The organism is Nocardioides thalensis (assembly GCF_013410655.1).
Lineage (GTDB): Bacteria > Actinomycetota > Actinomycetes > Propionibacteriales > Nocardioidaceae > Nocardioides > Nocardioides thalensis.
This window is the reverse complement of the sequence record NZ_JACCFP010000001.1, coordinates 1,421,134-1,444,273: the sequence shown is the minus strand read 5'-3', so window position 1 is coordinate 1,444,273 and position 23,140 is coordinate 1,421,134. Positions and strand designations below refer to the sequence as shown.

At 71.3% G+C, this 23,140-nt stretch carries 18 protein-coding genes; 9 read left to right on the top strand and 9 right to left on the bottom strand.

Features of this window, described 5'->3' with window-relative positions; translation table 11 throughout:
- Window positions 1-26 precede the first annotated feature (26 nt).
- The 3 genes from HNR19_RS07135 to HNR19_RS07125 all read right to left on the bottom strand — a co-directional run bounded on the left by HNR19_RS07135 (window position 27) and on the right by HNR19_RS07125 (window position 5,707).
- Window positions 27-836, bottom strand: a complete 810-nt coding sequence (locus HNR19_RS07135) for a fumarylacetoacetate hydrolase family protein (protein WP_179667266.1) — start codon at window positions 834-836, stop codon at window positions 27-29.
- 48 nt (window positions 837-884) lie between these two features.
- A complete protein-coding gene (locus tag HNR19_RS07130; RefSeq protein ID WP_179667265.1) occupies window positions 885-3,242 on the bottom strand; it encodes a CARDB domain-containing protein in 2,358 nt (785 codons plus the stop codon).
- Between the two features lie 92 nt (window positions 3,243-3,334).
- Complete coding sequence (locus tag HNR19_RS07125; RefSeq protein WP_179667264.1) at window positions 3,335-5,707, bottom strand: CARDB domain-containing protein; 2,373 nt, start codon at window positions 5,705-5,707, stop codon at window positions 3,335-3,337.
- A gap of 187 nt (window positions 5,708-5,894) precedes the next feature.
- On the opposite strand from HNR19_RS07125, the gene HNR19_RS07120 reads away from it, so the two are divergent.
- Both HNR19_RS07120 and HNR19_RS07115 read left to right on the top strand, forming a co-directional pair.
- On the top strand, window positions 5,895-6,797 hold the full coding sequence (locus HNR19_RS07120) for a 3-methyladenine DNA glycosylase (RefSeq protein ID WP_343047092.1): 903 nt from the start codon (window positions 5,895-5,897) through the stop codon (window positions 6,795-6,797).
- Window positions 6,798-6,807: 10 nt separating this feature from the next.
- A complete protein-coding gene (locus HNR19_RS07115) occupies window positions 6,808-8,319 on the top strand; it encodes an FAD-dependent oxidoreductase (RefSeq protein WP_179667263.1) in 1,512 nt (503 codons plus the stop codon).
- Here HNR19_RS07115 and HNR19_RS07110 read toward each other — a convergent pair.
- A complete protein-coding gene (locus HNR19_RS07110) occupies window positions 8,307-9,863 on the bottom strand; it encodes an MXAN_6640 family putative metalloprotease (protein ID WP_179667262.1) in 1,557 nt (518 codons plus the stop codon). The genes HNR19_RS07115 and HNR19_RS07110 overlap by 13 nt on opposite strands.
- 73 nt (window positions 9,864-9,936) lie before the next feature.
- Complete coding sequence (zwf, locus tag HNR19_RS07105; RefSeq protein ID WP_179667261.1) at window positions 9,937-11,382, bottom strand: glucose-6-phosphate dehydrogenase; 1,446 nt, start codon at window positions 11,380-11,382, stop codon at window positions 9,937-9,939.
- 147 nt (window positions 11,383-11,529) lie between these two features.
- Between zwf and HNR19_RS07100 the strand changes: the two genes are divergently transcribed.
- Window positions 11,530-11,673, top strand: coding sequence for a hypothetical protein (locus HNR19_RS07100; RefSeq protein WP_179667260.1), 144 nt, complete (start codon window positions 11,530-11,532; stop codon window positions 11,671-11,673).
- Here HNR19_RS07100 and HNR19_RS07095 read toward each other — a convergent pair.
- On the bottom strand, window positions 11,670-12,164 hold the full coding sequence (locus HNR19_RS07095; protein WP_179667259.1) for a TetR family transcriptional regulator: 495 nt from the start codon (window positions 12,162-12,164) through the stop codon (window positions 11,670-11,672). The genes HNR19_RS07100 and HNR19_RS07095 overlap by 4 nt on opposite strands.
- 56 nt (window positions 12,165-12,220) lie before the next feature.
- On the opposite strand from HNR19_RS07095, the gene bioB reads away from it, so the two are divergent.
- Genes bioB through bioD form a run of 4 tightly spaced genes read left to right on the top strand, consistent with a single transcriptional unit; the run spans window position 12,221 to window position 16,487 of the window.
- A complete protein-coding gene (bioB, locus tag HNR19_RS07090; protein WP_179667258.1) occupies window positions 12,221-13,396 on the top strand; it encodes a biotin synthase BioB in 1,176 nt (391 codons plus the stop codon).
- 4 nt (window positions 13,397-13,400) lie between these two features.
- A complete protein-coding gene (locus HNR19_RS07085) occupies window positions 13,401-14,684 on the top strand; it encodes an adenosylmethionine--8-amino-7-oxononanoate transaminase (protein ID WP_179667257.1) in 1,284 nt (427 codons plus the stop codon).
- A 7-nt stretch (window positions 14,685-14,691) separates the two neighbouring features.
- On the top strand, window positions 14,692-15,816 hold the full coding sequence (locus tag HNR19_RS22315) for an 8-amino-7-oxononanoate synthase (RefSeq protein WP_218910178.1): 1,125 nt from the start codon (window positions 14,692-14,694) through the stop codon (window positions 15,814-15,816).
- Window positions 15,813-16,487 carry a dethiobiotin synthase gene (gene bioD / locus HNR19_RS22310; RefSeq protein WP_343047091.1) on the top strand — a complete coding sequence of 225 codons (675 nt, stop codon included), beginning with the start codon at window positions 15,813-15,815 and terminating at the stop codon, window positions 16,485-16,487. The genes HNR19_RS22315 and bioD overlap by 4 nt, the downstream gene beginning before the upstream one ends.
- Window positions 16,488-16,693: 206 nt before the next feature.
- Here the strand turns inward: bioD and HNR19_RS07075 are convergent, their stop codons facing one another.
- Both HNR19_RS07075 and HNR19_RS07070 read right to left on the bottom strand, forming a co-directional pair.
- Entirely contained in the window at window positions 16,694-18,118 is a 1,425-nt protein-coding gene (locus HNR19_RS07075) for an amidase family protein (RefSeq protein ID WP_179667256.1), read from the bottom strand.
- Window positions 18,119-18,142: 24 nt separating this feature from the next.
- Window positions 18,143-18,703 (bottom strand): NADPH-dependent FMN reductase, encoded by a 561-nt coding sequence (locus HNR19_RS07070; RefSeq protein WP_179667255.1) that lies wholly within the window; start codon window positions 18,701-18,703, stop codon window positions 18,143-18,145.
- Window positions 18,704-18,778: 75 nt separating this feature from the next.
- Between HNR19_RS07070 and HNR19_RS07065 the strand changes: the two genes are divergently transcribed.
- A complete protein-coding gene (locus tag HNR19_RS07065; protein WP_179667254.1) occupies window positions 18,779-19,396 on the top strand; it encodes a TetR/AcrR family transcriptional regulator in 618 nt (205 codons plus the stop codon).
- A gap of 100 nt (window positions 19,397-19,496) precedes the next feature.
- Entirely contained in the window at window positions 19,497-21,374 is a 1,878-nt protein-coding gene (locus tag HNR19_RS07060; RefSeq protein ID WP_179667253.1) for a hypothetical protein, read from the top strand.
- Window positions 21,375-21,394: 20 nt separating this feature from the next.
- Here HNR19_RS07060 and cimA read toward each other — a convergent pair whose 3' ends face one another.
- The gene (cimA, locus tag HNR19_RS07055; protein ID WP_179667252.1) at window positions 21,395-23,008 is read right to left on the bottom strand and encodes a citramalate synthase; all 1,614 of its coding nucleotides are present in this window, start codon (window positions 23,006-23,008) and stop codon (window positions 21,395-21,397) included.
- Window positions 23,009-23,140: the final 132 nt, after the last annotated feature.

Genomic DNA, 23,140 nt, shown 5'->3' with positions numbered 1-23,140 from the left:
GGAGACCACCTTGCTCACTTCTCGGTTCACTTCGCCTTGACGGTGTTGGTGAGCGTGCCGAGCCCCTCGATCGAGACCTCGACCTCGTCACCGACCTGCATGGGACCGACGCCCTCGGGGGTGCCGGTGAGGATGACGTCGCCCGGCAGCAGCGTCATCACGCTGCTGATGCGCTCGATGAGCGTGGGTACGTCGAAGACCATGTCGGCGGTGGTGCCGTCCTGGACGACGTCGCCGTTGAGGAACGTCTGCACCCGGCGGCCGACGCTGAAGTCGTGCGGGTCGAGGTCGGTCTCGATCCACGGGCCGAGCGGGCAGAACGTGTCGAAGCCCTTGGCGCGCGTGAACTGCACGTCGGACCTCTGGAGGTCGCGCGCGGTCACGTCGTTGCCCAGCGTGTAGCCGAAGATGACGTCGGTCGCCTGGGCCGCCGGCACGTCGCGGCAGATCCGGCCGATCACCACGGCGAGCTCGCCCTCGTAGTGCAGGTCCTGGGTCTGGGGCGGGTACGCGATCGCGTCGCCGGGGCCGATCACGCTGGTGTTGGGCTTGAGGAACATGAGCGGCTCGGGCGGCACCTCGCCGCCCATCTCGGCAGCGTGGGCGGCGTAGTTCTTGCCGATCGCGACCACCTTGCTGCGCGGGAGCACCGGCGCCAGCAGGCGTACGTCGTCGATGCGGTGCTGCTTCTCGAGCGGCCGGATGCCGGCATACATCGGGTCGCCCGCGAGCTCGACGATGACCGCGTCGTCGGACAGCTGGCCGTAGTCGTCGAGGTCGCCGGTCACGACGCCGTACGACGGCTCCTCCCCCGTGGTGAACCTTGCGATGCGCACCCGGCGAGCCTATCTGTGAGGCTCACCGGGTGCGCAGCCGCCGTTGCCTCAGGGATGGACCGTCGGCTCCGGCAGGAACGAGAGGTCGATCTCGTCCTTGTAGACCGTGAACTCCGCGTTGCCGCCGGTCGCCTTGACGGTCGGGCCGACCCGCCAGCCGACGTCGGTGATCTGGCCCTGGCTGTCGCTGGTGAGGTAGATCCCGGACTTGAAGCCCGCCTCCACCGGTCCCAGCTTGCCCGCGCCCTTCGAGCCCGCGAAGACGGTGAGCCGTCCGGTCTTGAAGTCGTAGATCACGTCCACGAAGACGTTGAGCAGCGGCAGCACCTCGACCGACAGCTGCTGCTCGACCTTCTCGCAGTTGATCTTGAGCTTCGTGGGCCCGAGCTTGGCGATGAGGGAGAGCTTGTTGCGGCCGCTCTCGAGGCAGTCCGGGGCGTCGGCGGTGGCCGCGTCGGGCGACGTCTCCACCTCGGCCTCGAGCGGGGTCACGCAGAGCCGCTCGTTGACCTTCTCCCACCGGGTCCAGTCGCGAGCCCACTGCACGAGCACGGCGTAGATCTCCTGCTCCTGGGCCTCGATCGCGAGCATGGCGATCCGGTGTGCCTCCTCGTCGAGGATGTTGGCGGCGATCCCGCTCATCCGCTTCGACTCCACCTCGAGCCAGTGGTCGCCGGCCTCCTGGAGGGCGTCGATGTCTTGGACCCACTGGTGGTGCGCCTGGGTGAGCGCCGGGCGGCAGGTCCGGTTCATCTCGGCCTCGTAGCAGGCGCTGAAGTCGGGACGCCCCGCACACAGGTCGCTCGCGTCCTTCGCAAGGACGGCGAACGTGCCGGGGTCGGGCGCCGTCGACGGCATCCAGAACTCGTCGTAGGTCTGCGTGACCTCGTCGAGCTGGTCCCAGAACGCCTGGGCCGCGGCCTCGACGTTGCCCTCGAGGTGCGCGCGGTAGACCATCGTGATCAGGCCCTGCCGACGTTCGATCTCCGCGCGGGTGCGGGCGTCGTCGGTGTCCTGCAGGTGCTGCTCGAGCTGGTTGCGCTCGGTGTTGTTGGCGTCGATCTCGGCGAGGAAGCCCTGGTGGACGCGCAGGTACTCCTCGGTCATGGCCACGCCCTGGGCGGGCGTCTCGGCGATCGGCAGCTGCCGCAGCGGCATGGCCGGACCGTCGGTGACGTCGATCGTCGGCTCCGGCTGCTCGGGGTCCTCGGTCGGCGGCGTGGGCGGCACCGGTTCGTCCGAGCGGACGCGAGCGCGGCGGGCGTAGCGCATCGCCAGCGCGTCCTTGCCCGTGCACGCCTCGACGGTGGCGAGCCCTGCGTCGGCCTCGCGGAGGAGGGGTGCGAGCTGCTTGGCGCCGGTGTACGCCGTGCGCGCGGCGGCGTACTGGCCGGTCAGCACGAGCGCGTGGCCACGGATCGCCAGTGCCGTCGCCTGCTGCGAGACGCCCATCGCCGGCCGGAGGAAGGTGCGGCCGACGGAGGCGTCGAGGAACGCGATCGCCTCGTTGGGCAGGCCGACCGACGCCGCGAGGGCGGCGGCGTTGACCAGGTGGCTGCCGCTGCGTGGATCGAGCCGGTGCGCCCGCAGCAGCGCGGCCAGGGCCAGTCCGGGCGAGCCGGCCGCGACCGCCGTACCGGCGAGGAGCTGGGCTTCCACGGCGGTGTCGGCCTGGCCCGAGGAGGCGACGCGGTCCAGCGCGTCGTTGCCGGCGAGCCCCTTCAGGTGGCTCTCCGCGGACGCGAGCGCGGTGGCGAGGGTGAGCCGCTTCGGAGCGACGGTGACGTCGCAGAACGCCTTGACGTACTGGACCGTGCCCTGCTCGTCCTCGGGCCAGAGCAGGGTGTCGGCGAACTGCTCCATGTGCAGGCCGTCGCTCCCGGCGGCCTCGCGGACCGTCACGGCGCCGGAGGCGGCTGCGCAGTTGTCGCGCTCGTCGCTCTCCTTGACCTGGCCACGGTCGTCGGCGCACGCGAGCACCTGGTAGCGACCGGCCGGCGTGCCGACGGGCACGACGACGGCGTACTGCTTGAGGACGACCTTGCGGCCGCGCCTGACGGCGGGGACGGGCTGCTCGCCCTCGAGTCGTACGTCGAGCAGCGACGACCGTGGGTTGGTCGTGCTCGTGCGACGGTCGGCGAGGCTGCGCTGGACGTCGGTCGAGAGGTAGAAGTGGGTGACGGACGCCTTCGCGTCGGCCTTGCCGCGGTTGACCACCGCGTGGGTGACCTTGATCCGGCCGCCCTCCTCGACGGTGCCGGACGCGGTGACGCCGGTGACCTGGAGGTCGGGCCGGGCCGCTGCGCCGGACGCCGGTGCCGGGACGGCGGCGAGCATCGCCGCGGCGACCGCCGCCGTCGCCAGGGCAGCGACGGCGGCGATCGGGGATCGCTGGGTGGTGTGCATGGTGGTCTCCGTGTTCGTGGCGGTTGCAGGGAGACTCCCGCGGTCCCCTTGGCATCGACTTGGGCGCGACTTGGGTCGTGCCCGGCGCTGGTCTACGGCCTCGTCGACGACGGGGAGGGCATGAACGAGAACGGGACCTCGTCCTTGTCGGCCTCCCACTCGATGACGCCCGCCGTGACCTCGACGCTGCGGCCCACCTTCCAGCCCACGTCGGAGATGTCGCCGTTGCGGTCGGCGGTGACGTAGAGACCCGACTTGAACCCGGCGTCGACGACGCCGAGCGGGTCCCCGACGCTGCCCTTGACGCCCGCCCAGACGGTCATCTTCCCGGTGCGCCACTCGTACTTCACGTCGACGTACAGGTTGATCAGCGGGATGATCTTGGTGGAGAAGCCCTGCTCGATCTCCTCGCAGTTGATCTTCAGCGTCGAGAAGCCCATCGTCACCTTGAACGACAGCTTGTCGAAGGCCTCCTTGCAGGTCTTGCCGGTCGCGCCCGGAGCCGTGGGCGGGTCGGGCCACACCGACGCGGGCTTGGGCTCGACGCAGTGGTCCCGGAAGAGCTTTTCGTAGTGGGTCCACTGCTGGGCCTGCTGCACCAGCCCGGAGTAGATGGCGTTCTCGGTGTCGTCGATCGCGAGCATCACCAGCCGGTGGGCGTCGGGGTTCTCCAGGTTCGCCGCCAGGCCGCTCATGCGCTCGGACATGATCGCGAGCAGCTCGTCGCTGAGCACCTGCAGCTCCTGCATCAGCACGCGCCACTCGCCGTGCTCGTCGTCGAGCGCCGGCCGGCAGCGGATGTTCATCTCGACCTCGAAGCAGTTCTGGGGGCCGCCGCCGGCGCACGCCGCGCGGGCCTGGTCGGCGAAGTCGTCGTAGAGGTACGGCGCCTCGCCGGTGCCGCCGCCCCAGAACGCCTCCTTGTGCTCGACCAGCTCGTCGAGCTTGGCGTCGACTGCCGCCCTGGCCTCCTCGACCACACCCTCGTCCCCGACCGAGTAGACGAGGAACATGATCCCCTTGCGGCGGTCGATCTCGGCCGGCTCGCGGTCGTCGTCGGTGTCGCGCAGGTGCTGCTCCAGCTCGGTCTGCACCTGGTTGCGGTCCTGGATCTCGCCGAGGAGCGAGGCCTGGATGGCGTCGTAGTCGTCGTGCCGCTCCGCGCCGACGTCCGACGTCTGAGGGAGGGGCAGCTGGCGCAGCGCGAGGGCCTGCCCCTTGCTGGTGTCGAGCATCGGGGTCGGTCCCTCCGGGTTCTCCGGCCGGTCCGGGTCCTCCGAGCGCACCCGGCTGCGCCGCGCGAGTCGCATCGCCGCCTGGTTGTCGCCCTCGCAGGCCGCGACCGAGGCGAGACCGGCGTCGGCCTCGCTCAGGATCGGCGCGAGCCGCTGGGCGCCCTGGAACGCGGCCTTGGCCAGCGCGTGCCGGCCGGTCGCCATGAGGGCCTGGCCGCGGGTGACCAGGGAGACCGCCTGCTGGGGGATCCCGGCGACCGGGCGGAGGAAGTTGCGGCCGACGGCCGCGTCCAGGAACGCGATCGCCTCGTTGGGCAGGCCCACGGCGGTGGCGACGCCGGCAGCGTTGACCAGGTGGTCGCCGCTGCGCGGGTCCAACCGGTGCGCCCGCAGCAGGGCGGCGAGCGCCAGTCCGGGCGATCCGCCGACGACCGCGGCGGCCGCCATGTCCTGGGCCTCCTCGGCGGTGTCGGCCTCGCCGGACTGGGCGACCTTCTCCAGCGCGTTGGCGCCGGCCTTGTCCTTCAGGAAGCTCTCGGCGCTGGTGAGCGCCGCGGACAGGGTCAGCCTCTTCACCGGGTAGGCGACGTCGCAGAAGGCCTTCATCCACTGCAGCGAGCTGGTCTCGTCGTCCGGCCAGCGAGCGGTGTCGGCGAACTGCTGGACCCAGAGGTCGTCGCTCCCCGGCGCCTCCTTCACGGTCAGCTGTCCGGAGGCCTTGCAGTTGTCCCGCTCGTCGCTCTCGGCGACGGTCCCGCGGTCATCGGCGCAGGCGAGCACGGTGTAGCGGCCGGGGGGCGTGCCGATCGGCACGACCACGCTCACGGCCGTCGCGCCGACGGACCTGCCGGGCCTGACCGCCTTGACCGGCTTCTCGCCCTGGAGGCGGATGTCGACCAGCGAGCTGCGCGGGTTGGTGGTGCTGGCCCGCCGGTCGGCGAGGCTGCGCTGCACGTCGGTGGTCAGGTAGAAGTGCGAGACAGTGGCCTTCGCAGGGGCCTTGCCTCGGTTGGCGACCGTGTGGCTCACCTTGATCCTGGCGGCCTCGGTGACGGTGGTCTTGTCGACCGCCACCTTGGTCACCTCCAGGTCGGGCTTCGGCGCGGCGGCGGTGGCGGCGGGCACCGCGGCGAGCACGCCGGTTGCGATCGCGGTGGCGACCGCGCCGGCGATCAGGACCCGGGTGGGCCGGGGCCGGCGACGCGCTTTGAGTGGGACTCGGGGGTGCATCGGGGATCTCCTACGGAATCGGGAACGGACCCACCGTCGTCCCCGTCACTTGAGAGCGACTTGTGGCCGACTCAAGCCTCTCGACGCCAGGGCCCGCGCGCTTCCGCCAACGGGACGGACACTGTGGTCCGCAGGGACGAACTGTGCGATTTCCCCGGCCGCCGGGTGCCGGTGCACCCTTGGCTGCGTGGAGACCGTGTCGACCGTGGTGCTGCCCGAGGAGGCCTGGCGTGAGCGCGCCGAGGCGCACCGGGCGCGCGTCGACGCGTACGTCGCTCCGCACCTCGCGCGCCGCGAGGCGAAGGTGAAGCACCCGGTCTTCGACTTCCTCTTCACCTACTACTCCCACCGACCCGCTCAGCTACGGCGGTGGCACCCGGGCTTCGGAGTGGTGCTGACGGGCGCAGAGGAGGAGTACGGCGGCGGCAAGGGCTACGCGCCGGGGCCGGTCACGGTCGCGGCGTCGTATGTCGCTTCACAGCAGCCGCTGATCGCCTCGCTGCACCGGCTCCTCACCGCGACCGCCGGGCGGGCACCGCACTTCGGCTGCTTCGGCCTGCACGAGTGGGCCATGGTCTACCGGCTCGCCGAGGACGAGACCCGCCACGCGGCCTGGCCGCTGCGGCTCGGGCCGGCCGGCACCGACGAGGTCGTCGAGTCGCACCGGATCGCGTGCTCGCACTTCGACGCCTTCCGGTTCTTCACTCCTCCCGCACGGCCGCTCAACACGCTCTCCCCCGGGCGCGACGACCGCCCCGCCTTCGAGCAGCCGGGCTGCTTCCACGCCGGCATGGACCTCTACAAGCACGCGTTCCGGCTCTCGCCGATGATCTGCTCCGATCTGGTGGCCGACTGCTTCGAGCTCGCCTGGGACATTCGGGTCATGGACATGCGCGCGGCGCCGTACGACCTCGCGGACCTCGGGTTCGAACCCGTGCGGATCGAGACACCCGAGGGCAAGCAGGAGTACGTCGCCGCGCAGCGCGACTTCGCCGAGCGGGCCGCGCCGCTACGGCAGCGGCTGATCGCGGAGTGCGAGCGGCTCGGTTCCTACCACGGTCGGATCCCGGGCTCTGCGGCTCCCGCCTAGGCTCGACGACGTGAGTCATCTCCACGACGCGGTCATCGTCGGCGCCGGCTTCGGCGGCATGGGCGCCGCGATCCAGCTGCATCGGCTCGGCTTCGACGACCTGGTGATCCTCGAGCGCGAGGACGACCTCGGCGGCACCTGGCACGTCAATCGCTACCCCGGGCTCGCCGTCGACATCCCGAGCTCGACGTACTCCTACTCCTTCGAGCAGAACCCCTACTGGTCGCGGCTGTTCGCGCCCGGTGCCGAGCTCAAGCGCTACGCCGACCACGTCGCGGACAAGTACGACGTGCGCCGGCACATGCGGTTCGGCGTCACCGTGACCGAGGCCGAGTGGGACGAGGCGAGCGCGACCTGGACGGTCACGACCGCGGCCGGCGAGGAGGTCCGCGGTCGCTACCTGATGACGGCGACCGGCTTCCTGTCGCAGCCCAAGCTGCCCGACATCCCGGGCATCGAGACGTTCCGCGGCACCACGATCCACACCGCGGCGTGGGACGACGACATCGAGCTCACCGGCCAGCGGATCGGCGTCATCGGCACCGGCGCCACGGCCGTCCAGCTGATACCCGAGCTCGCGAAGGTCGCGTCGCACCTGACGGTCTTCCAGCGCACGCCGATCTGGGTCAGCGCGAAGATCGACGGGCCGGTCCCGAAGGCGGTGCAGCGGCTGTTCGCCCGGGTGCCGCTCACGCAGCGGCTGGTGCGAACGGTCGGCACCTCGGTCCTCGAGGTGATGATGGTGGCCGGGGTGCTGCACTTCGCCGACCTGCGCACGGCCAACCGGATCGGCGAGAACGCGTGTCGAGCGCACCTGCGGCGCCAGGTCAGCGACCCCGAGCTCCGCCGCAAGCTGACGCCGACCTACCAGTTCGGGTGCAAGCGGCCGACGTTCTCGAACGACTACTACCCCACCCTCCAGAAGCCGCACGTGCACCTGGAGACCGGCACCATCGACCATGTCGACGAGACCGGCATCGTCACCGCCGACGGAACCCGCGCCGACCTCGACGTGCTGGTGCTCGCCACCGGCTTCGACCTCTGGGAGGCCAACTTCCCGGCGTTCCCGATCGTCGGCCGCGACGGCCGGGAGCTCGGGCGCTTCTGGCGGGAGACGCGTTTCTGCGCCTACGAGGGCGTGGCCGTGCCCGACTTCCCCAACTACGTCTCCCTCAACAGCCCGTACTCCTACTCGGGCCTGTCGTACTTCACGACGATCGAGACCCAGATGCGCCACCTCGACCGGCTGTTCCGCGCGATGCGCGCGCGGGGTGCCGACGTCTTCGAGGTGACGCAGGCGGCGTACGACGGCTTCCTGGAGCGGATGCGCGACCTGCTGGAGCCGTCGGTGTTCAACGCCGGCGACTGCTCGGGCTCGCGCAGCTACTACTTCAACCAGCACGGCGAGGCGACGCTGCTGCGGCCGACCTCGACGGTGGCCGCGTTCCGCGGCGCCGCCCGGTTCCCGCTCGACGACTACGAGCTCCGGACGGCGCCGCGACCCGTCGCTCAGGGACGGTAGGCCACCGGGTCGACCGACTGCCGCAGGTTGTCGTCGAGGGGGTTGCCGCCGTAGCAGGAGTACGGCGTGTCGCCGTCCCAGCAGTCGTTGAGGCGGCCGCTGAGGTTCAGCAGGGTCACCTCCACCGCAGCGACGCTGCTGCTGCTGAACGGCGCAGCGACGGTGGCGTCACCCTGGGCGTTGAGCTTCGCGTATCCGAGGAGGGTGCGCGTGCCGTTCTTCTTGACCACGGTCACCGCCGCGGCCGACCCCTTCGCCTTCGGCGCCAGGTCGAGCTTCAGACGGAGCTTCCAGTTCGACGCACTGAGGTTGCTCGGGCGGTAGCGGACAGTCGACGACGTGAGGTGGTCGAGCGTCTTCGTGTAGGCGCCCGGGTTCTTCGACTTGGACGAGACCGTGACGGACTTGGCCGGCGCCGTCGGGTAATCAGCGCCCTCCTCGTAGATCGCCTCGGGGGCGCGGTTGGCCAAGGAGTAGCCCGCGAAGGCTGCGCTCAGGCTGGTGCCGTGGTCGCCCAGCACTTCCTGCACGGCCTGGAGCGAGAAGCGGTCCGGCCCGCCGACGGACCCGTCCATGCTCTCCAGGAGCTCGCGCACCAGCGTCGGGATCCCGCCCTGCGCGGCGGGGAACCGCTCCGTGAGGTAGCGGAAGAACGTCCAGGCGCCGTACTTGAAGAGACTGCCGTTCTGGTCGCTGTCGAGCGGCGTCGTCGGATGAGCGATCGGTCCCGAGCCGTTGTAGTTGTAGTTGTCGTTGACGTCGTCGTAGAGCTCGTCCTCGGCCCAGGTGGCGGTTGCTTCGAGGATCCAGGAGTCCTCGAACGCGTCATACGCGTACTGCGTCGCGTGGAAGTACTCGTGCGCAGCGGTCACCTGCATGTTCTCCAACGGGGTGTTCGACGGGAACTGGGCCGCGGAGAAGTCGTCGTCGAACGCACAGTAGGCCCACAGGTCCCAGCCGGTCTCCGGGCTTGCCTGCTTGGGGTCGTCCGACGTGCAGTATCCGTAGAGGTTCTGGTCGCCGAGGTCCTCGAGGTAGACGTCGAACTTGGCGTCCCCGCCGGTGGTGCCGTCGGGCAGGGGCTCGCGGTAGCCGGCCGCCACATACTTGTCGCGGATGTCCTGGACGGTCGCCAGCACGTCGTTGACGTCGTACTCCCCGGACCCGATGTCGGCGCCTTGGAGGTGGTGGACGCAGACCTCGGTGTTGCAGGTCTTGACCCACGTGCCGCCCTCGTCGGGCGGGCGAAGCAACACCTCGTCCGCTCGCGCCGCCAGGTCGGCGGGCAGCGAGTCGCGCAGCATCCTGACGTCACGCAGCGCCATCGTGGCGCCCCGCGGGTCCTCGCTCGACGTACCGTCGAGCAGAGCCTCGGCCCGCTCGAGGGTGGCGACCGCGGCCACGCGCTCGGCGCGCTCCATGTCCGACTTGTCCGAGCCGGGATCACCGGCTCCCTTGTCGGCGAAGGCAGGGACGGCGGCAGCGGTGAGCGCGCCGGTCAGCGCGAGTGCGGTCAGGACACGACGGCGTCTGGGGATCGACATGGCCGCATGCTGGCAGCGCGCCTCGGCGCCACGCGTCGCTCTTGCGGATGAAATCCGGCGCCGAAAATTCTGGTCAGGAGCCGAGCGCGTCGGGGTCGCGCCACTGCCGCTCGAACGGCAGCCGCCAGGCGTACGGCGCGATCAGCTGGTGGATCTGGTTGGGACCCCAGCTGCCCTGCCGGTAGGGGCGGACCACCGGCGGGTTCTCGAGCAACGGCTCCGAGACCTCCCACAGGCGCTCGATGCCCTCGGCCGACGTGAACAACGTCTGGTCGCCGCGCGCGGCGTCGTAGATGAGACGCTCGTAGGCCTCGAGCACGGAGCCGGCCCAGTTGGTGTCGGCCATCGCGAACTGCATCGACAGCTTGTCGAGCTTCATGCCCGGGCCCGGCCGCTTGCCGTAGAACGACAGCGACATCTTGGCCTTGTCGGCGAGGTCGAACGTCAGGTGGTCGGGACCGTGGTCGCCGACGCCCGAGCCCTTCGGGAACATCGAGCGGGGCGGCTCCTTGAAGGCGATCGAGATGATGCGGGCGCCCTCGGCCATCCGCTTGCCCGTGCGGAGGTAGAACGGCACCCCGGCCCAGCGCCAGTTGTCGATGAAGCACTTGATGGCGATGAACGTCTCGGTCTCGGACTCTCGCTTCACGCCCTCGATGTCGCGGTAGCCCTGGTACTGCCCGCGCACCACGTTGGCCGGGTCGATCGGCACCATCGACCGGAAGACCTTGTTCTTCTCCTCGTTGATCGCGTCGGGCGACAGCGACGTCGGCGGCTCCATCGCGGTGAACGCGAGCACCTGGAACAGGTGGGTGACGACCATGTCCTTGTAGGCGCCGGTCGACTCGTAGAAGTTGGCGCGCTGGTCGAGCCCGAGCTCCTCGGGCACGTCGATCTGGACGTGGTCGATGTTGTTGCGGTGCCAGATCGGCTCGAACAGGCCGTTGGCGAACCGGAACGCGAGGATGTTCTGGGCCGCCTCCTTCCCGAGGAAGTGGTCGATCCGGTAGATCTGCGACTCGTCGAACGTCTTGTGCAGCTCGGAGTTGAGGTCCTTCGCCGTCGCGAGGTCGACGCCGAACGGCTTCTCCATGATGATCCGGCTGCCCTTGACGAGACCGGCCTCCTCGAGCGTCTTGACGACCGACAGCGCGGCCTTCGGCGGCACGCTCAGGTAGTGCAGGCGGGTGCGCCCGTCGGACTCGCTCTCTGCCTTCTCGACCGCGGCGCGCAGGCCGGCGGCGCCTTCGGAGCCGGGCGCCCAGTGCAGCCGCTTGGCGAACTCCGGCCAGGCCTCCATGTCGCCGTCGTTGCCGGAGAACTCCTTGACCGCCTCGTGCACGAACTCGATGAACGACTCCGTGGTGTGCTCGTCGAGCGAGGTGCCCACGATCTGCAGGTCGGGGATCAGGCCCGACTCCAGCAGGTGCAGCATCCCGGGCAGCAGCTTGCGCCGCGAGAGGTCCCCCGTAGCGCCGAACAGGACCACCGTCACGGGCTTGGTCTTCGACTTGGCCATGTCTTCCACAGTGCCTCCCGGGTGTTACCAGAACAATATCGGCCGGTGACGGGGCGGCGTGCTCCGCGTCACGCCACCGACGAGTGACCTCGATTCAGGTCGGCGCTTCGTGCAGCCGACCCATCGGCCCCGAAGCGGGTGCAGCGGATGATCCACAAGAAGATGGTGGCGAAGGGGCTCGTCAGCGTCTTCGACGACGACCCCTGGTACCGAGGGCTGATGGAGTTCACGACCTGCCTGGGCGGCTTGCCCTGCTTCTGGAGCAAGATCATGGGCATCTGGTGGGCCTAAGGCACACGGGTCCCCAGCCCGGCGAGCACGATCCCGAGACCGAGCGCGAAGTCGGCGCTGTCGTCGTGCACGTGGGACAGGACGAACCGCAGCAGGGTGCGCGCTCCGACGCGGGCGAGGTCGTCACCGGCCCCGCCCCGGCGGAGGGCGTCGGCCATCCGCTCCTGCGGCTCTCGGACGCCGCCGGCGTCGTACACCGCGGTGACGAGCGCCGCGCCGTCCCGGTGGGCGCGCATCCCGTCGCGCAGCTCCACGCAGGTCAGGCGGAGCTCGGCCTCCCACGCGACGATCTCGGTCGCACGCCGGCCGCGCCGGAGGATCTCGTCGGCGACCGCGGCCAGCAGAGCCGCCTTGTTGTCGAAGTGGTGGTAGAGCGCGCTGGCCCGGACGTCGAGCTCGGCGGCCAGGGTGCGCATCGAGAGGGCCGCCAGGCCGTGGGCGTCGAGGGCGTCGATCGCCCGGTCGACGATGTCCGCACGGCGGTAGCGCATCCGCATAGGTTAATCTGAACGCCGTTCAGTTTCGCCGCCGACGTCAGGATGCGCCCATGACCTCGCAGTTCGCTGCCCTCGCCGACCGGATCCTCGATGGTGGGGCCGCCACGCAGGAGGACGCCGTCGCCGTACTCCGAGCCGACGACGTCGCGCTGATGGACGTGGTCGCGGCCGCCGGCCGGCTGCGCCGCGAGCATTTCGGCAACACGGTCAAGGTGAACTACCTGGTGAACCTGAAGTCCGGCCTCTGTCCCGAGAACTGCAACTACTGCTCGCAGGCGCTCGGCTCGCAGGCGCCGATCCTCAAGTACTCGTGGCTGTCGAAGGACGAGACCCTGAAGCAGGCCGGCGCCGGCCTCGCCGGCGGCGCGACCCGCGTCTGCATGGTTTCCTCGGGTCGCGGTCCGTCCGACCGCGACATCGACAAGGTCGTCGAGATGACCGAGGCCCTCAAGGACTCCTACGAGGGCGTCGAGGTGTGCGCCTGCCTCGGGCTTCTCAAGGACGGCCAGGCGGAGCGGCTGAAGGCGGCGGGCGTCGACGCCTACAACCACAACATCAACACGGCCGAGTCCAACCACGACAACATCGTCCAGACGCACACGTACGACGACCGCGTGGACACGATCGGCAAGGCGAAGTCGGCCGGCCTCTCCCCCTGCTCGGGCCTGATCGCCGGGCTCGGCGAGACCGACGAGCAGCTCGTGGAGGCGCTGTTCGCGCTGAAGGAGCTCGACGCCGACTCGATCCCGGTGAACTTCCTGATGCCGTTCGACGGCACGCCGTACGAGAACACCTGGGAGCTCTCCCCCATCCGCTGCGTCAAGATCCTCGCGATGGCGCGCTTCGTGTGCCCCGACAAGGAGATCCGCATCGCCGGCGGCCGGGAGATGCACCTGCGCTCGCTGCAGGCGACCGCGCTGCAGGTGGCCAACTCGATCTTCCTCGGTGACTACCTCACCTCCGAGGGGCAGGACGCGCTGGCCGACCTCGAGATGCTGCGCGACAACGGCTTCACGATCCTCGGCATGGACGCGAGCGCGTTCGACGAGCTGATCGCCGCGCACGAGGCCGGTGTCACCCACCGCGCGCACGCCGCGACGGCGTGCGGCTCCGCCGGGGGCTGTGGCGACGGCTGCGGCGGCGCGTGCGGCTCGGCGGCGGCCGACGAGCACAAGCCGGCCATCCGCCAGCGGGGCGCGGGCACCGAGGTGCCGGCGAACGCGTGAGCGCGTGAGCCGCACCGACCGGGAGGCGCTGCTCGCGCACGACCGCGAGCACCTGTGGCACCCGTACACGTCGATGACCGACCCGACGCCGGTCCGCCTGGTCGACGGAGCGTCGGGCGCGCGCCTGCGCGTCGACGGCGAGTGGGTCGTCGACGGCATGTCCTCGTGGTGGGCGGCGATCCACGGCTACGCCGTACCCGAGCTCGACGCGGCCGTCGCCGCCCAGGTCGCGGACTTCGCCCACGTGATGTTCGGCGGGCTCACCCACGCACCCGCCGTGGAGCTGGGCCGCCAGCTGGTCGAGATCACCCCCGAGCCGCTGGAGCGGGTCTTCCTCGCCGACTCCGGGTCGGTCTCCGTCGAGGTCGCGATGAAGATGGTCCTCCAGCACCAGCGCGGCCTCGGCCGCCCCGAGCGCACCCGGATGCTGACCGTCCGCGGGGGCTACCACGGCGACACCTTCGACTGCATGAGCGTCACCGACCCCGACGGCGGCATGCACTCGATGTGGAAGGGCCTGCTCCCCGAGCAGGTCTTCGGCCCGCAGCCGCCGCGCCACGACGCGCCCGAGGACGAGATCACCGCGTGGGGTACGGCGCTGCGCGCCCTTGCGGCCGAGCACGCGCATGAGCTCGCGGGGATCATCGTGGAGCCGCTGTTGCAGGGCGCCGGCGGCATGCACCCCTACCCGAAGGAGTGCCTCCGCGTCTTCCGCGAGGTCGCCGACGAGCACGGCCTGTTGCTGGTCTTCGACGAGATCGCCACCGGCTTTGGCCGCACCGGCCACCTCTTCGTGAGCGAGCTCGTGACGCCCGACATCGTCTGCCTCGGCAAGGCGCTGACGGGCGGGTACCTGTCGATGGCCGCGGTGCTCACGACCGACGAGGTGGGTCGCGGCATCTCCGCGTCGGAGAGCGGCGTGCTGATGCACGGGCCCACGTTCATGGGCAACCCGTTGGCCTGCTCGGTCGCGCTGGCGAGCATCGACCTGCTGCTCGCCTCGGACTGGACGGGACGGGTCGGCCACATCAACCGTCGGCTCTCCGACGGGCTCGCGCCGCTGCGCGCGCTTCCGGGCGTGGTCGACGTCCGGACGATGGGCGCCGTCGGCGTCGTACAGCTCGACCACCCGGTGGACGTGGTGGCCGCGACGGACGCCGCGATCGCCGCGGGAGTGTGGCTGCGTCCGTTCCGCGACCTGGTCTATACAATGCCTCCTTACATGACGCCCGACGACGACTTGGAGCGGTTGATCGTCGGGGTCGAGCGAGCGGCGACGGCAGGATGAGCTGGGCATGATCTGGGGGGAATGGCTGGCGGCCAAGGCTGCCGACCGCGCCGAGCGCGGGCTGACGCGACGACTGACGCCTCGCGCCGTCGACGACCCGACGATCGACCTGGCGGGCAACGACTACCTCGGCCTGGCCCAGGACGCGGCCGTCCAGATGGCCGCGGCGCACGCGGCACTCACGTGGGGTGCCGGCGCCGGCGCCTCCCGGCTGGTCAGCGGCACGCTCGAGCTGCACGCCGAGCTCGAGCGCGAGCTCGCGTCGTACCTCGGACAGCCCACCGCACTCGTGTTCTCCACCGGCTATCACGCCAACCTCGCCGTGGTCACCGCGCTGGCCGACCCGACCTGCCGGGTGCTCTCCGACGCCCACGTGCACGCCTCGCTGATCGACGGCGTCCGGCTGTCGCGGGCGCGGGTCACCGTCGTGCCGCACAACGACGTCGACGCCGTACGCCGCGGGCTCGGCGAGGCGGCCGAGGCGGGCGAGCGCACCCTCGTGCTCGTCGAGTCGGTCTACTCCGTGCTCGGCGACGCCGCACCCCTGGCGCAGCTCGCCGACCTCTGCGAGGAGCACGACGCACTGCTGGTCGTCGACGAGGCGCACGGCCTCGGCGTGCACGGGCCCGGTCTGGTCGCCTCCAACGGCCTCGCGGGACAGCCCCACGTGCTGGTCACCGCGACGCTCTCGAAATCGCTGGGCAGCCAGGGCGGCGCCGTGGTCGGCCCGTCGACGGTCCGCGAGCACCTGGTCAACCACGCGCGGCCGTTCATCTTCGACACCGCGCTCGCGCCGGCGTCGGCGGCGGCCGCGCTCGCGTCGCTGCGCCTGCTCCGGGAGCGGCCGCAGCTCTCCCACCTGGTGCGACGGCGCGTCGGCGAGCTCGCCGGCGCGCTCGCCGTCGAGGTGCCGGACGGAGCGGTGCTGTCGGTGCCTCTGGGCTCGCCGGAAGCCGCGCTCGCCGCCCAGGCGGCTGCGCTCGAGGCGGGCGTCCGGGTCGGCTGCTTCCGGCCGCCGTCCGTGCCCGACGGGATCTCCCGGCTGCGGGTCACCGCCTCGGCCGGGATCGAGGACGACGACTGGCGCCGTGCCGTCGACGTGCTCCAGCAGGTGGTCAAGGAGCACCGGTGACGGTCACGGTCGTCACCGGCACCGACACCGGGGTCGGCAAGACGATCGCCGTCGCCGCCCTCGCGGCCCGCGCCGTCGCGGCCGGCCGTCGGGTCGCTGTCGTCAAGCCGGTGCAGACCGGCATCGGCGGCGACGAGCCCGACGTCGCCGACGCCACCACCGTGCACCGGCTCACCGGCGTCGACGTCCGTGAATTCACCGCCCTCGACGAACCCCTCGCCCCCGACACCGCCGCCCGCCGGCAGGGCACGACGATCCCGGCGGTGGCCTCCTACGCCGACGAGATCCTGCCGCTTCGCGACGACCACGACGACGTCATCGTCGAGGGCGCCGGCGGGCTGCTGGTCCGGCTCGACACGGACGGCGGCACCTTGGTCGACCTGGTCGACGCCCTCGGCAAGGCCTCGCCGGGCGTCGTCGTCGTGACCCGCGCCGGTCTCGGCACCCTCAATCACACCGAGCTCACCGTCGGTGCGCTCCGCGCGCGCGGCATCGAGCCCGCCGGCTTGGTCATCGGCTCCTGGCCCGAGGCGCCGGGCCTGGCCGAGACCTGCAACCTCGAGGACCTCCCCCGGGTCACCGGCGTCCCCCTGCTCGCCGTACTCCCCGACGGCGTCGGCACCCTCCCCCGCTCCGACTTCCTCTCCTCCGCCCCCGCCTGGTTCCGCTGACCCGTCGAATCCGCCCTCATGGTCAGCCGAGTCGTGCTCCATGGTCAGCCGAGTTGTGCTCCATGGTCAGCCGAGTTGTGCACGATGGTTCGCAGAATGGCGCTCGGGCCGACCCGCGGACCACGAGGGCGGGTTCGCCCCACCATGAGGGCGGATTCGGCCCACCATGAGGGCGGATTCGGCCCACCATGAGGGCGGATTCGGCATCACCAGAGGGGCGGGTGGCGGTCCTTCCAGGGCGCGGCCGCCTCGACCTGGGCGGCGACGGAGAGCAGGACCTCCTCCTCGGCGGGCCGCGCGGCCAGCATCACGCCGACCGGCAGGCCCTCGGGCGTCTGGTGCAACGGCAGGGTGATGGCGGGCATGCCGGTGACGTTCCACGCCGAGGTCCACGGCGTGAAGAGCTTCTGCGCCTCGAAGTCGGCGGCCGGGTCGTCGTCGTTGCGGATCGCGCCGACCGGCAGCGGCGGCTGCGCCAGCGTCGGCGTCAGCACGATGTCGTACGGCGCCAGGGCGACCAGCGCCTCGCCGGCGAAACGTCGCAGCGCGCCGACGGCGAGGCCGAACGCAGGGGCGCTGACCGCCTCGCCGCGCTCCCCCAGCCAACGCGTGAGCGGGCGGAGGAGCTCGCGCTGCGACGGCTGGAGAGGCGTGGTGGACAGCGCCGTCAGCACGGCCCAGCACGTCTCGAACACCGGCACCGCGTCGGCGGGGATCGGCACCGGCACGTCCTCGACGACGTGGCCCAGCGACGACAGCAGACGGCACGCGTCGTCGAAGGCCCGCTGCACCTCGGGGTGCACCTGGGCGTCGGCGATGACCGGGGTGTCGAAGCAGGCGACCCGCAGCCGGCCGGGCTCCCGCGTGGTCGCCTCGAGGAAGGTGCCCGCCGGATCGGGGGCCCAGCTCGGGTCGCCGGCGCGACGCCCCGCCAGCACGTCGAGCAGGGCAGCGGCGTCCGCGACCGTGCGGGCGATCGAGCCGGAGGTCGCGAGGCCGACCGGGTCGCCGTACATCGGGAAGCCGCTGATCCGGCCGCGGGTGGGCTTCAGGCCGACCAGGCCGCAGCACGCGGCGGGGATCCGGATCGAGCCGCCGCCGTCGGACCCGTGGGCGACCGGCACCAGCCCGGCGGCGACCGCAGCGGCGGCCCCGCCCGACGAGCCGCCGGCCATCCGGCGCGGGTCCCAGGGCGTGACGGCGGGTGGGCGGCCCTCCGGCTCGGTGTAGCAGGGCGATCCGAACTCCGGCGTGCTGGTCTTGCCGAGCGACACCAGGCCGGCCTCCTCGATCGACAGCGTGACGGCGTCGGAGACCTCGGGCACGTAGTCGGCGAACACGGGCGAGCCGAACGAGGTCGGCACGCCCTTGGTCAGGTTGAGGTCCTTGATCGCCGTCGGCACGCCCGCCAGCGGCGACGCCCCGTCGCCGACCGGGCCCACCGCCGCGACCGACCGCGCCCGATCGCGCGCCTCGTCGCCCCCCAGGTAGGCGAACGCGCCGGCGACGAAGTCGTCACCGGCGCGCTCGATACGGGCCAGGTAGTGGTCGGTGATCTCGGTGGGGTCGAGCTCACCGGTGCGGATCAACCGGCCCTGCTCGACGGCCGTCAGGTCGTGGATCTCGGTCACGACCCGATCATGCCGGGTCGCGGGTCAGGCAGCGGTGGTCGCGGGCTGGAAGTCGACGAGCTTCACCACGACGTCCTTGAGCTTGGCGTGCAGGTCCGCGTCGGTGGTGACGTCGACGCCGGGGGCCGGGTGCGAGACGGTGATGTCCTCGACGGCCACCGCACCGGCGATGCCGACCGAGCGGGCGGTGTCGGCGTGCGCCCACTTGCCGCCGTACGGCGTGGGGGTGGCGCCGGCGATGCCGACCGGCTTGCCGACGAGCGCGCCGGCGCCGTACGGACGGGAGAGCCAGTCGATGGCGTTGTTGAGGACCGCCGGCATCGTGCCGTTGTACTCCGGGGTCAGGACCAGCACCCGGTCCGCGCGGGCAACCCGCTCGCGGAGGGCGGCGGCGGTCTCCGGCGCGGCCTCGCCGTCGAGGTCCTCGTTGTAGAACGGGACCTGGTCGAGGCCCTCGATGATGTCGAGCTCGACGTGCTCCGGGGTGTCCTGCCGCAGGATCTCGGCGAGCTTGCGGTGGGTCGAGTCGGCACGGAGGCTTCCGACGAGTACGGCGACGCGGGTGGGCGTGGTGGTAGCAGTCATGACCTCCGAAACGGACCGCGGTCCGCTTATATTCCTGCGACCTGCCTCACGTCCTCCCTTACCTTGGGCAGCGCCATGGAATCCCCTCTCCCCCTCGCCGAGACCCGGCAGCTCCCCGTCGTCGGCAGCGAGCGTCCCGAGCGTCGCGATGCCGCGCTCAACCGCGAGACGCTCCTCCGCGCCGCCCACGAGCTGATCGAGGAGCTCGGGGTGCAGGAGGTGACGATGGACGCGGTGGCCCAGCGTGCCGGCGTCGGCAAGGGCACGTTGTTCCGGCGGTTCGGCAGCCGCGGCGGCCTGATGGCGGGCGTGCTCGACCGCTCGGAGCGGCACTGGCAGGAGGCGGTCATCGGCGGACCCCCACCTCTCGGCCCCGGCGCCCCGCCCCTCGAGCGGCTGCTCGCGTTCGGCGAGTCCCGGATGCTGCTCAACCTCCGCCACTTCGAGCTGATCGCGGCGGCGGCCTCGCCCGGCGCCCGCGCCTTCGGCGCCATGTCGTTCACGACCATGCACGTGCGCTACCTGCTGGGCGAGCTCGGCGTCACCGGCGACCTCCCCTACCTGGCCACCGCGCTCGTCGCGCCGCTCGACATCGTCGTGCTCCGCGAGCAGGTCGACAAGGCGGACATCCCGGTGGAGCGGCTGCGCGCCGGTTGGGCGGACCTCGTCACCCGGGTGGCCGCTCGCCCCTGAGCCGCAATCACTAGCAGCGGCGCGCCTTTCGGCCACGGTTGTGCTGCCATTTCCGCAAACCGCCGGTCTAGACGTGCCGTCTCACCTATCGTTCCGACCCGTGCGAGTGCGGCCCATCTTCTCGGTCTTCCTGATGCTCACGACCCTCGCGGTCGTGGCTGTGCTGATGCCTGCGCGGGCCTCCGCCGCCGACCCCGAGGGCCCGTCGCGGGCCGACCGCCGGACGCTGACGATCACCCAGCAGCGGCGCGACGCGGGCATCGTGCCGCGGGAGATCATCGGCGCGAACATGCGCTGGCTCAACACCGCCGACGGCGCCTGGGACCCCAAGCGGAACCGCCTCCGCGCGGACGTCGCCCGGCAGGTGCGCAGGATCGGCATCGGCAGCATCCGCTACCCCGGCGGCACGATCGCGAACGTCTTCAACTTCCGCAACGCCCTGGGCAAGCCGGGCTGCCAGGTCAGTGGCGGGCTGCTGCGGCCGGCGTTCGCCTCGATCTCGCCCGACAAGTCGGAGTACACGATCGGCCGGCACGCGGCGTTCGCCCGGATGGCCGGCGCGGGCACGAACATCATGATCCCGATGATCAACACGACCCCGGCCGACGCGGTCGCCTACGTGAAGGCGATGTCCCAGGCCACGGGGCAGAAGAAGTTCTACGTCGAGGTCGGCAACGAGCCGTTCCTGACGCGCCAGCGCTACTGGCGGGCCAAGCCCCTCGCGACGCGACTCAACGACTACATCCTCGGCGGCACGCGGATGCCGGACGGGATGCCCGGCGACCACAGCGTCTACCCGGTCAACGGCTGCAACCTGATGAAGCCGGCGAAGGCCGTCGGCGGCCCGAACCAGACCTACCGCCCCCGCTACACCCCGATCGCGCCGGGCACGCAGCCCAAGGTGACCGTGGTGACCCAGAGCCGCACCGACGTCTACGAGTACGTGCCGACCTTCAGCACCTGCGGGCTGCTCTCCCCGCAGCGGCGTGAGTACACCATCAGCGCCGACCGGACCCGCATCATCTTCGCTCCCGACCGCGGTCTGCTGTCCTCCTGCCCGCGACCGCCGCGGGGCGCCGAGATCAAGATCAGCTACCAGTCCGGGCGCCACCCCGGCTTCACCGACTTCTTCAACGCGCTGAAGAACATCCCCGGCATCGACGTCGAGGTGTGCAGCTCGTGGGCGAGCGTCGCGTTCGTCGAGCGGATGAACCAGCTCAACCGCGACTACGACTGCATCGCGGTCCACTCCTACGCCAACATCGGCGGCCCGACCCGGGTCAAGATGATGTACAACCAGCTGATGAAGGCGGCCAGGTCGCAGAACGCGCGGTTGGCCTACCTGCGCGACCAGATGCGCAGCTCGCCGTACCCCGGGGCCGAGGACCGCTACTTCAACGTCACCGAGTTCGGCGGCCAGCACAGCAAGCGGCCCGGCCTGCTGCAGTCGACGTTCATGCGCGAGATCGTGCAGGGCATCCACCTGGTCGCCCAGATCAACCAGGGCGTCCGGGTGTCCAACCTGTCCAACTTCCGCGCCATCTTCGAGCACTTCGGCGGCCGGGTCACGCTGTCCGGCCGCGGCTACCTGCTCGGGCTGGTGCGCCACCTCGTCGGCGAGCAGCCGATGATCGCGAAGGGCACGCCGAAGGGCACCTCCGTGGTGGCCACCCGCGACGGGCGCAAGGCATCCCTGCTGGTGGTCAACGCCAGCTGGGACAAGGACCGCAAGACCGCGATCGCGCTCCCGGGCCGCAAGGGAGCGATGTGCGTCGCCGTCCGCACCCTGCGCACGGAGCCGGACGGCTCGACCCGGCCGCGCAACGCGTCGGGCCGCCCGCTCTCGGTCCGCGCGCCGCGGTCGCTGGTGTGGAAGAAGAACGTCGACCGGCTCAGCTACAACTTCCAGTCGCACTCGATCAACCTGCTGACCTTCCGGCCGAAGACCGGGCGCTGCGGCAAGGTCGGCCCGCTCTAGGGACCACCGACTGAGGCGGCTCAGCCGACCTGGTGGCGGAGCAGCCCGTAGGTGAAGCCGTCGACGAGCGCCTCCCACGAGGCCTCGATCACGTTGGCGCCCACCCCCACGGTGACCCACGACGACTCGCCGTCGGAGGTCTCGATCAGCACGCGGGTGATCGCGTCGGTCCCGTGGCCCTGGTCGAGGATCCGCACCTTGAAGTCGATCAGCTCGAACTTCGCGATCGCCGGGTAGGCCTGCACGATCGCCGCACGCAGCGCCTGGTCGAGCGCGTTGACCGGGCCGTTGCCCTCGCCGGTGACGACGTAGCGGACGCCCGCGGCCTGGAGCTTCACCGTCGCCTCGGAGACCGCCTCCTCCCCCGGCACCGCGTGGGTGAGCGTCTCGGTGATGACGCGCCACGACTCGACGTCGAAGTACGACGGCCGCCGGCCCTCGGCCTCCTCGACGAGCAGCAGCTCGAAGGACGCATCGGCCGCCTCGAACGTGTAGCCGCGCGCCTCCATCTCCTTGACCCGCGCGGTGACGCGGCTGACGGTCTCCGGGTCGCCGCTGAGGTCGAAGCCGAGCTCCCTGCCCTTGAGCTCGATCGACGCGCGACCGGCCATCTCGGAGACCAGCAGGCGCATGTCGTTGCCGACGCCCGCGGGGTCCATGTGCTGGTAGAGGTCGGGGTCGATCTTGATGGCGCTGGCGTGCAGGCCGGCCTTGTGCGCGAACGCCGACGTGCCGACGTACGGCTGCCGGGAGGCCGGCGGCACGTTGGTCACCTCGGCGACCGCGTGCGCGATCCGGGTGGCCTCCTGGAGCAGTCCCGGCGGCAGCACCTGCCGGTCCAGCTTGAGCTCGAGGTTGGCCACGACGTTGACCAGGTCGGCGTTGCCCGTGCGCTCGCCGTAGCCGTTGATGCAGCCCTGCACGTGGGTCGCGCCGGCGTCGACGGCGGCGAGGGTGTTGGCCACCGCGCAGCCGGTGTCGTTGTGGCAGTGGATGCCGACCCGCACCCCGGTCGACTGCACGACGTCGTCCACGACGTCGGCGACCCAGCCGGGCAGCATGCCGCCGTTGGTGTCGCAGAGCGCGATCACGTCGGCGCCGGCGTCGTACGCCGTCCGCAGCACCTCGAGCGCGTAGGACCGGTCGAGCCGATAGCCGTCGAAGAAGTGCTCGGCGTCGAGGAAGACCTGTTGGCCCTCCGCGCGGAGGTGGCTGACCGTGTCGCGCACCATGGCGAGGTTCTCGGCGAGCGTGGTGCGCAGCGCCTTCTCGACGTGGCCCACGTGCGACTTCGCGACCAGGGTCACCACGCCCGCGCCGCTGTCGCGCAGCGCGGCCACCTGCGGGTCGTCGGCCGCGGCGACGCCCGCCTTGCGGGTGGCGCCGAACGCCGCGAGCCGCGCGTGCTGGAGGTCGAGCTCCTGCGCCGCACGGCGGAAGAACTCCGTGTCCTTGGGGTTGGCCCCCGGCCACCCGCCCTCGATGTAGCCGACGCCGAGGCCGTCGAGCTGGCGCGCGATCGTCAGCTTGTCCGCGACGGAGAGGTTGAGGCCCTCCTGCTGCGCGCCGTCGCGCAGCGTCGTGTCGTAGACGTGGAAGGCGCCGTGCAGGTCGAGCGCGGGCTGGTCGGTCATCGGTCTTCTCTTCGGCAGTCTGGGTGGGAACGTCCGGGCAAAAGAAAAGCCTCTCGGGTGCGAGAGGCTGCGCGTCGGGCTGGGCTCGACGCGCTAGGTAATGATGATGCTGGTGCTGGACACGGCCCCCAT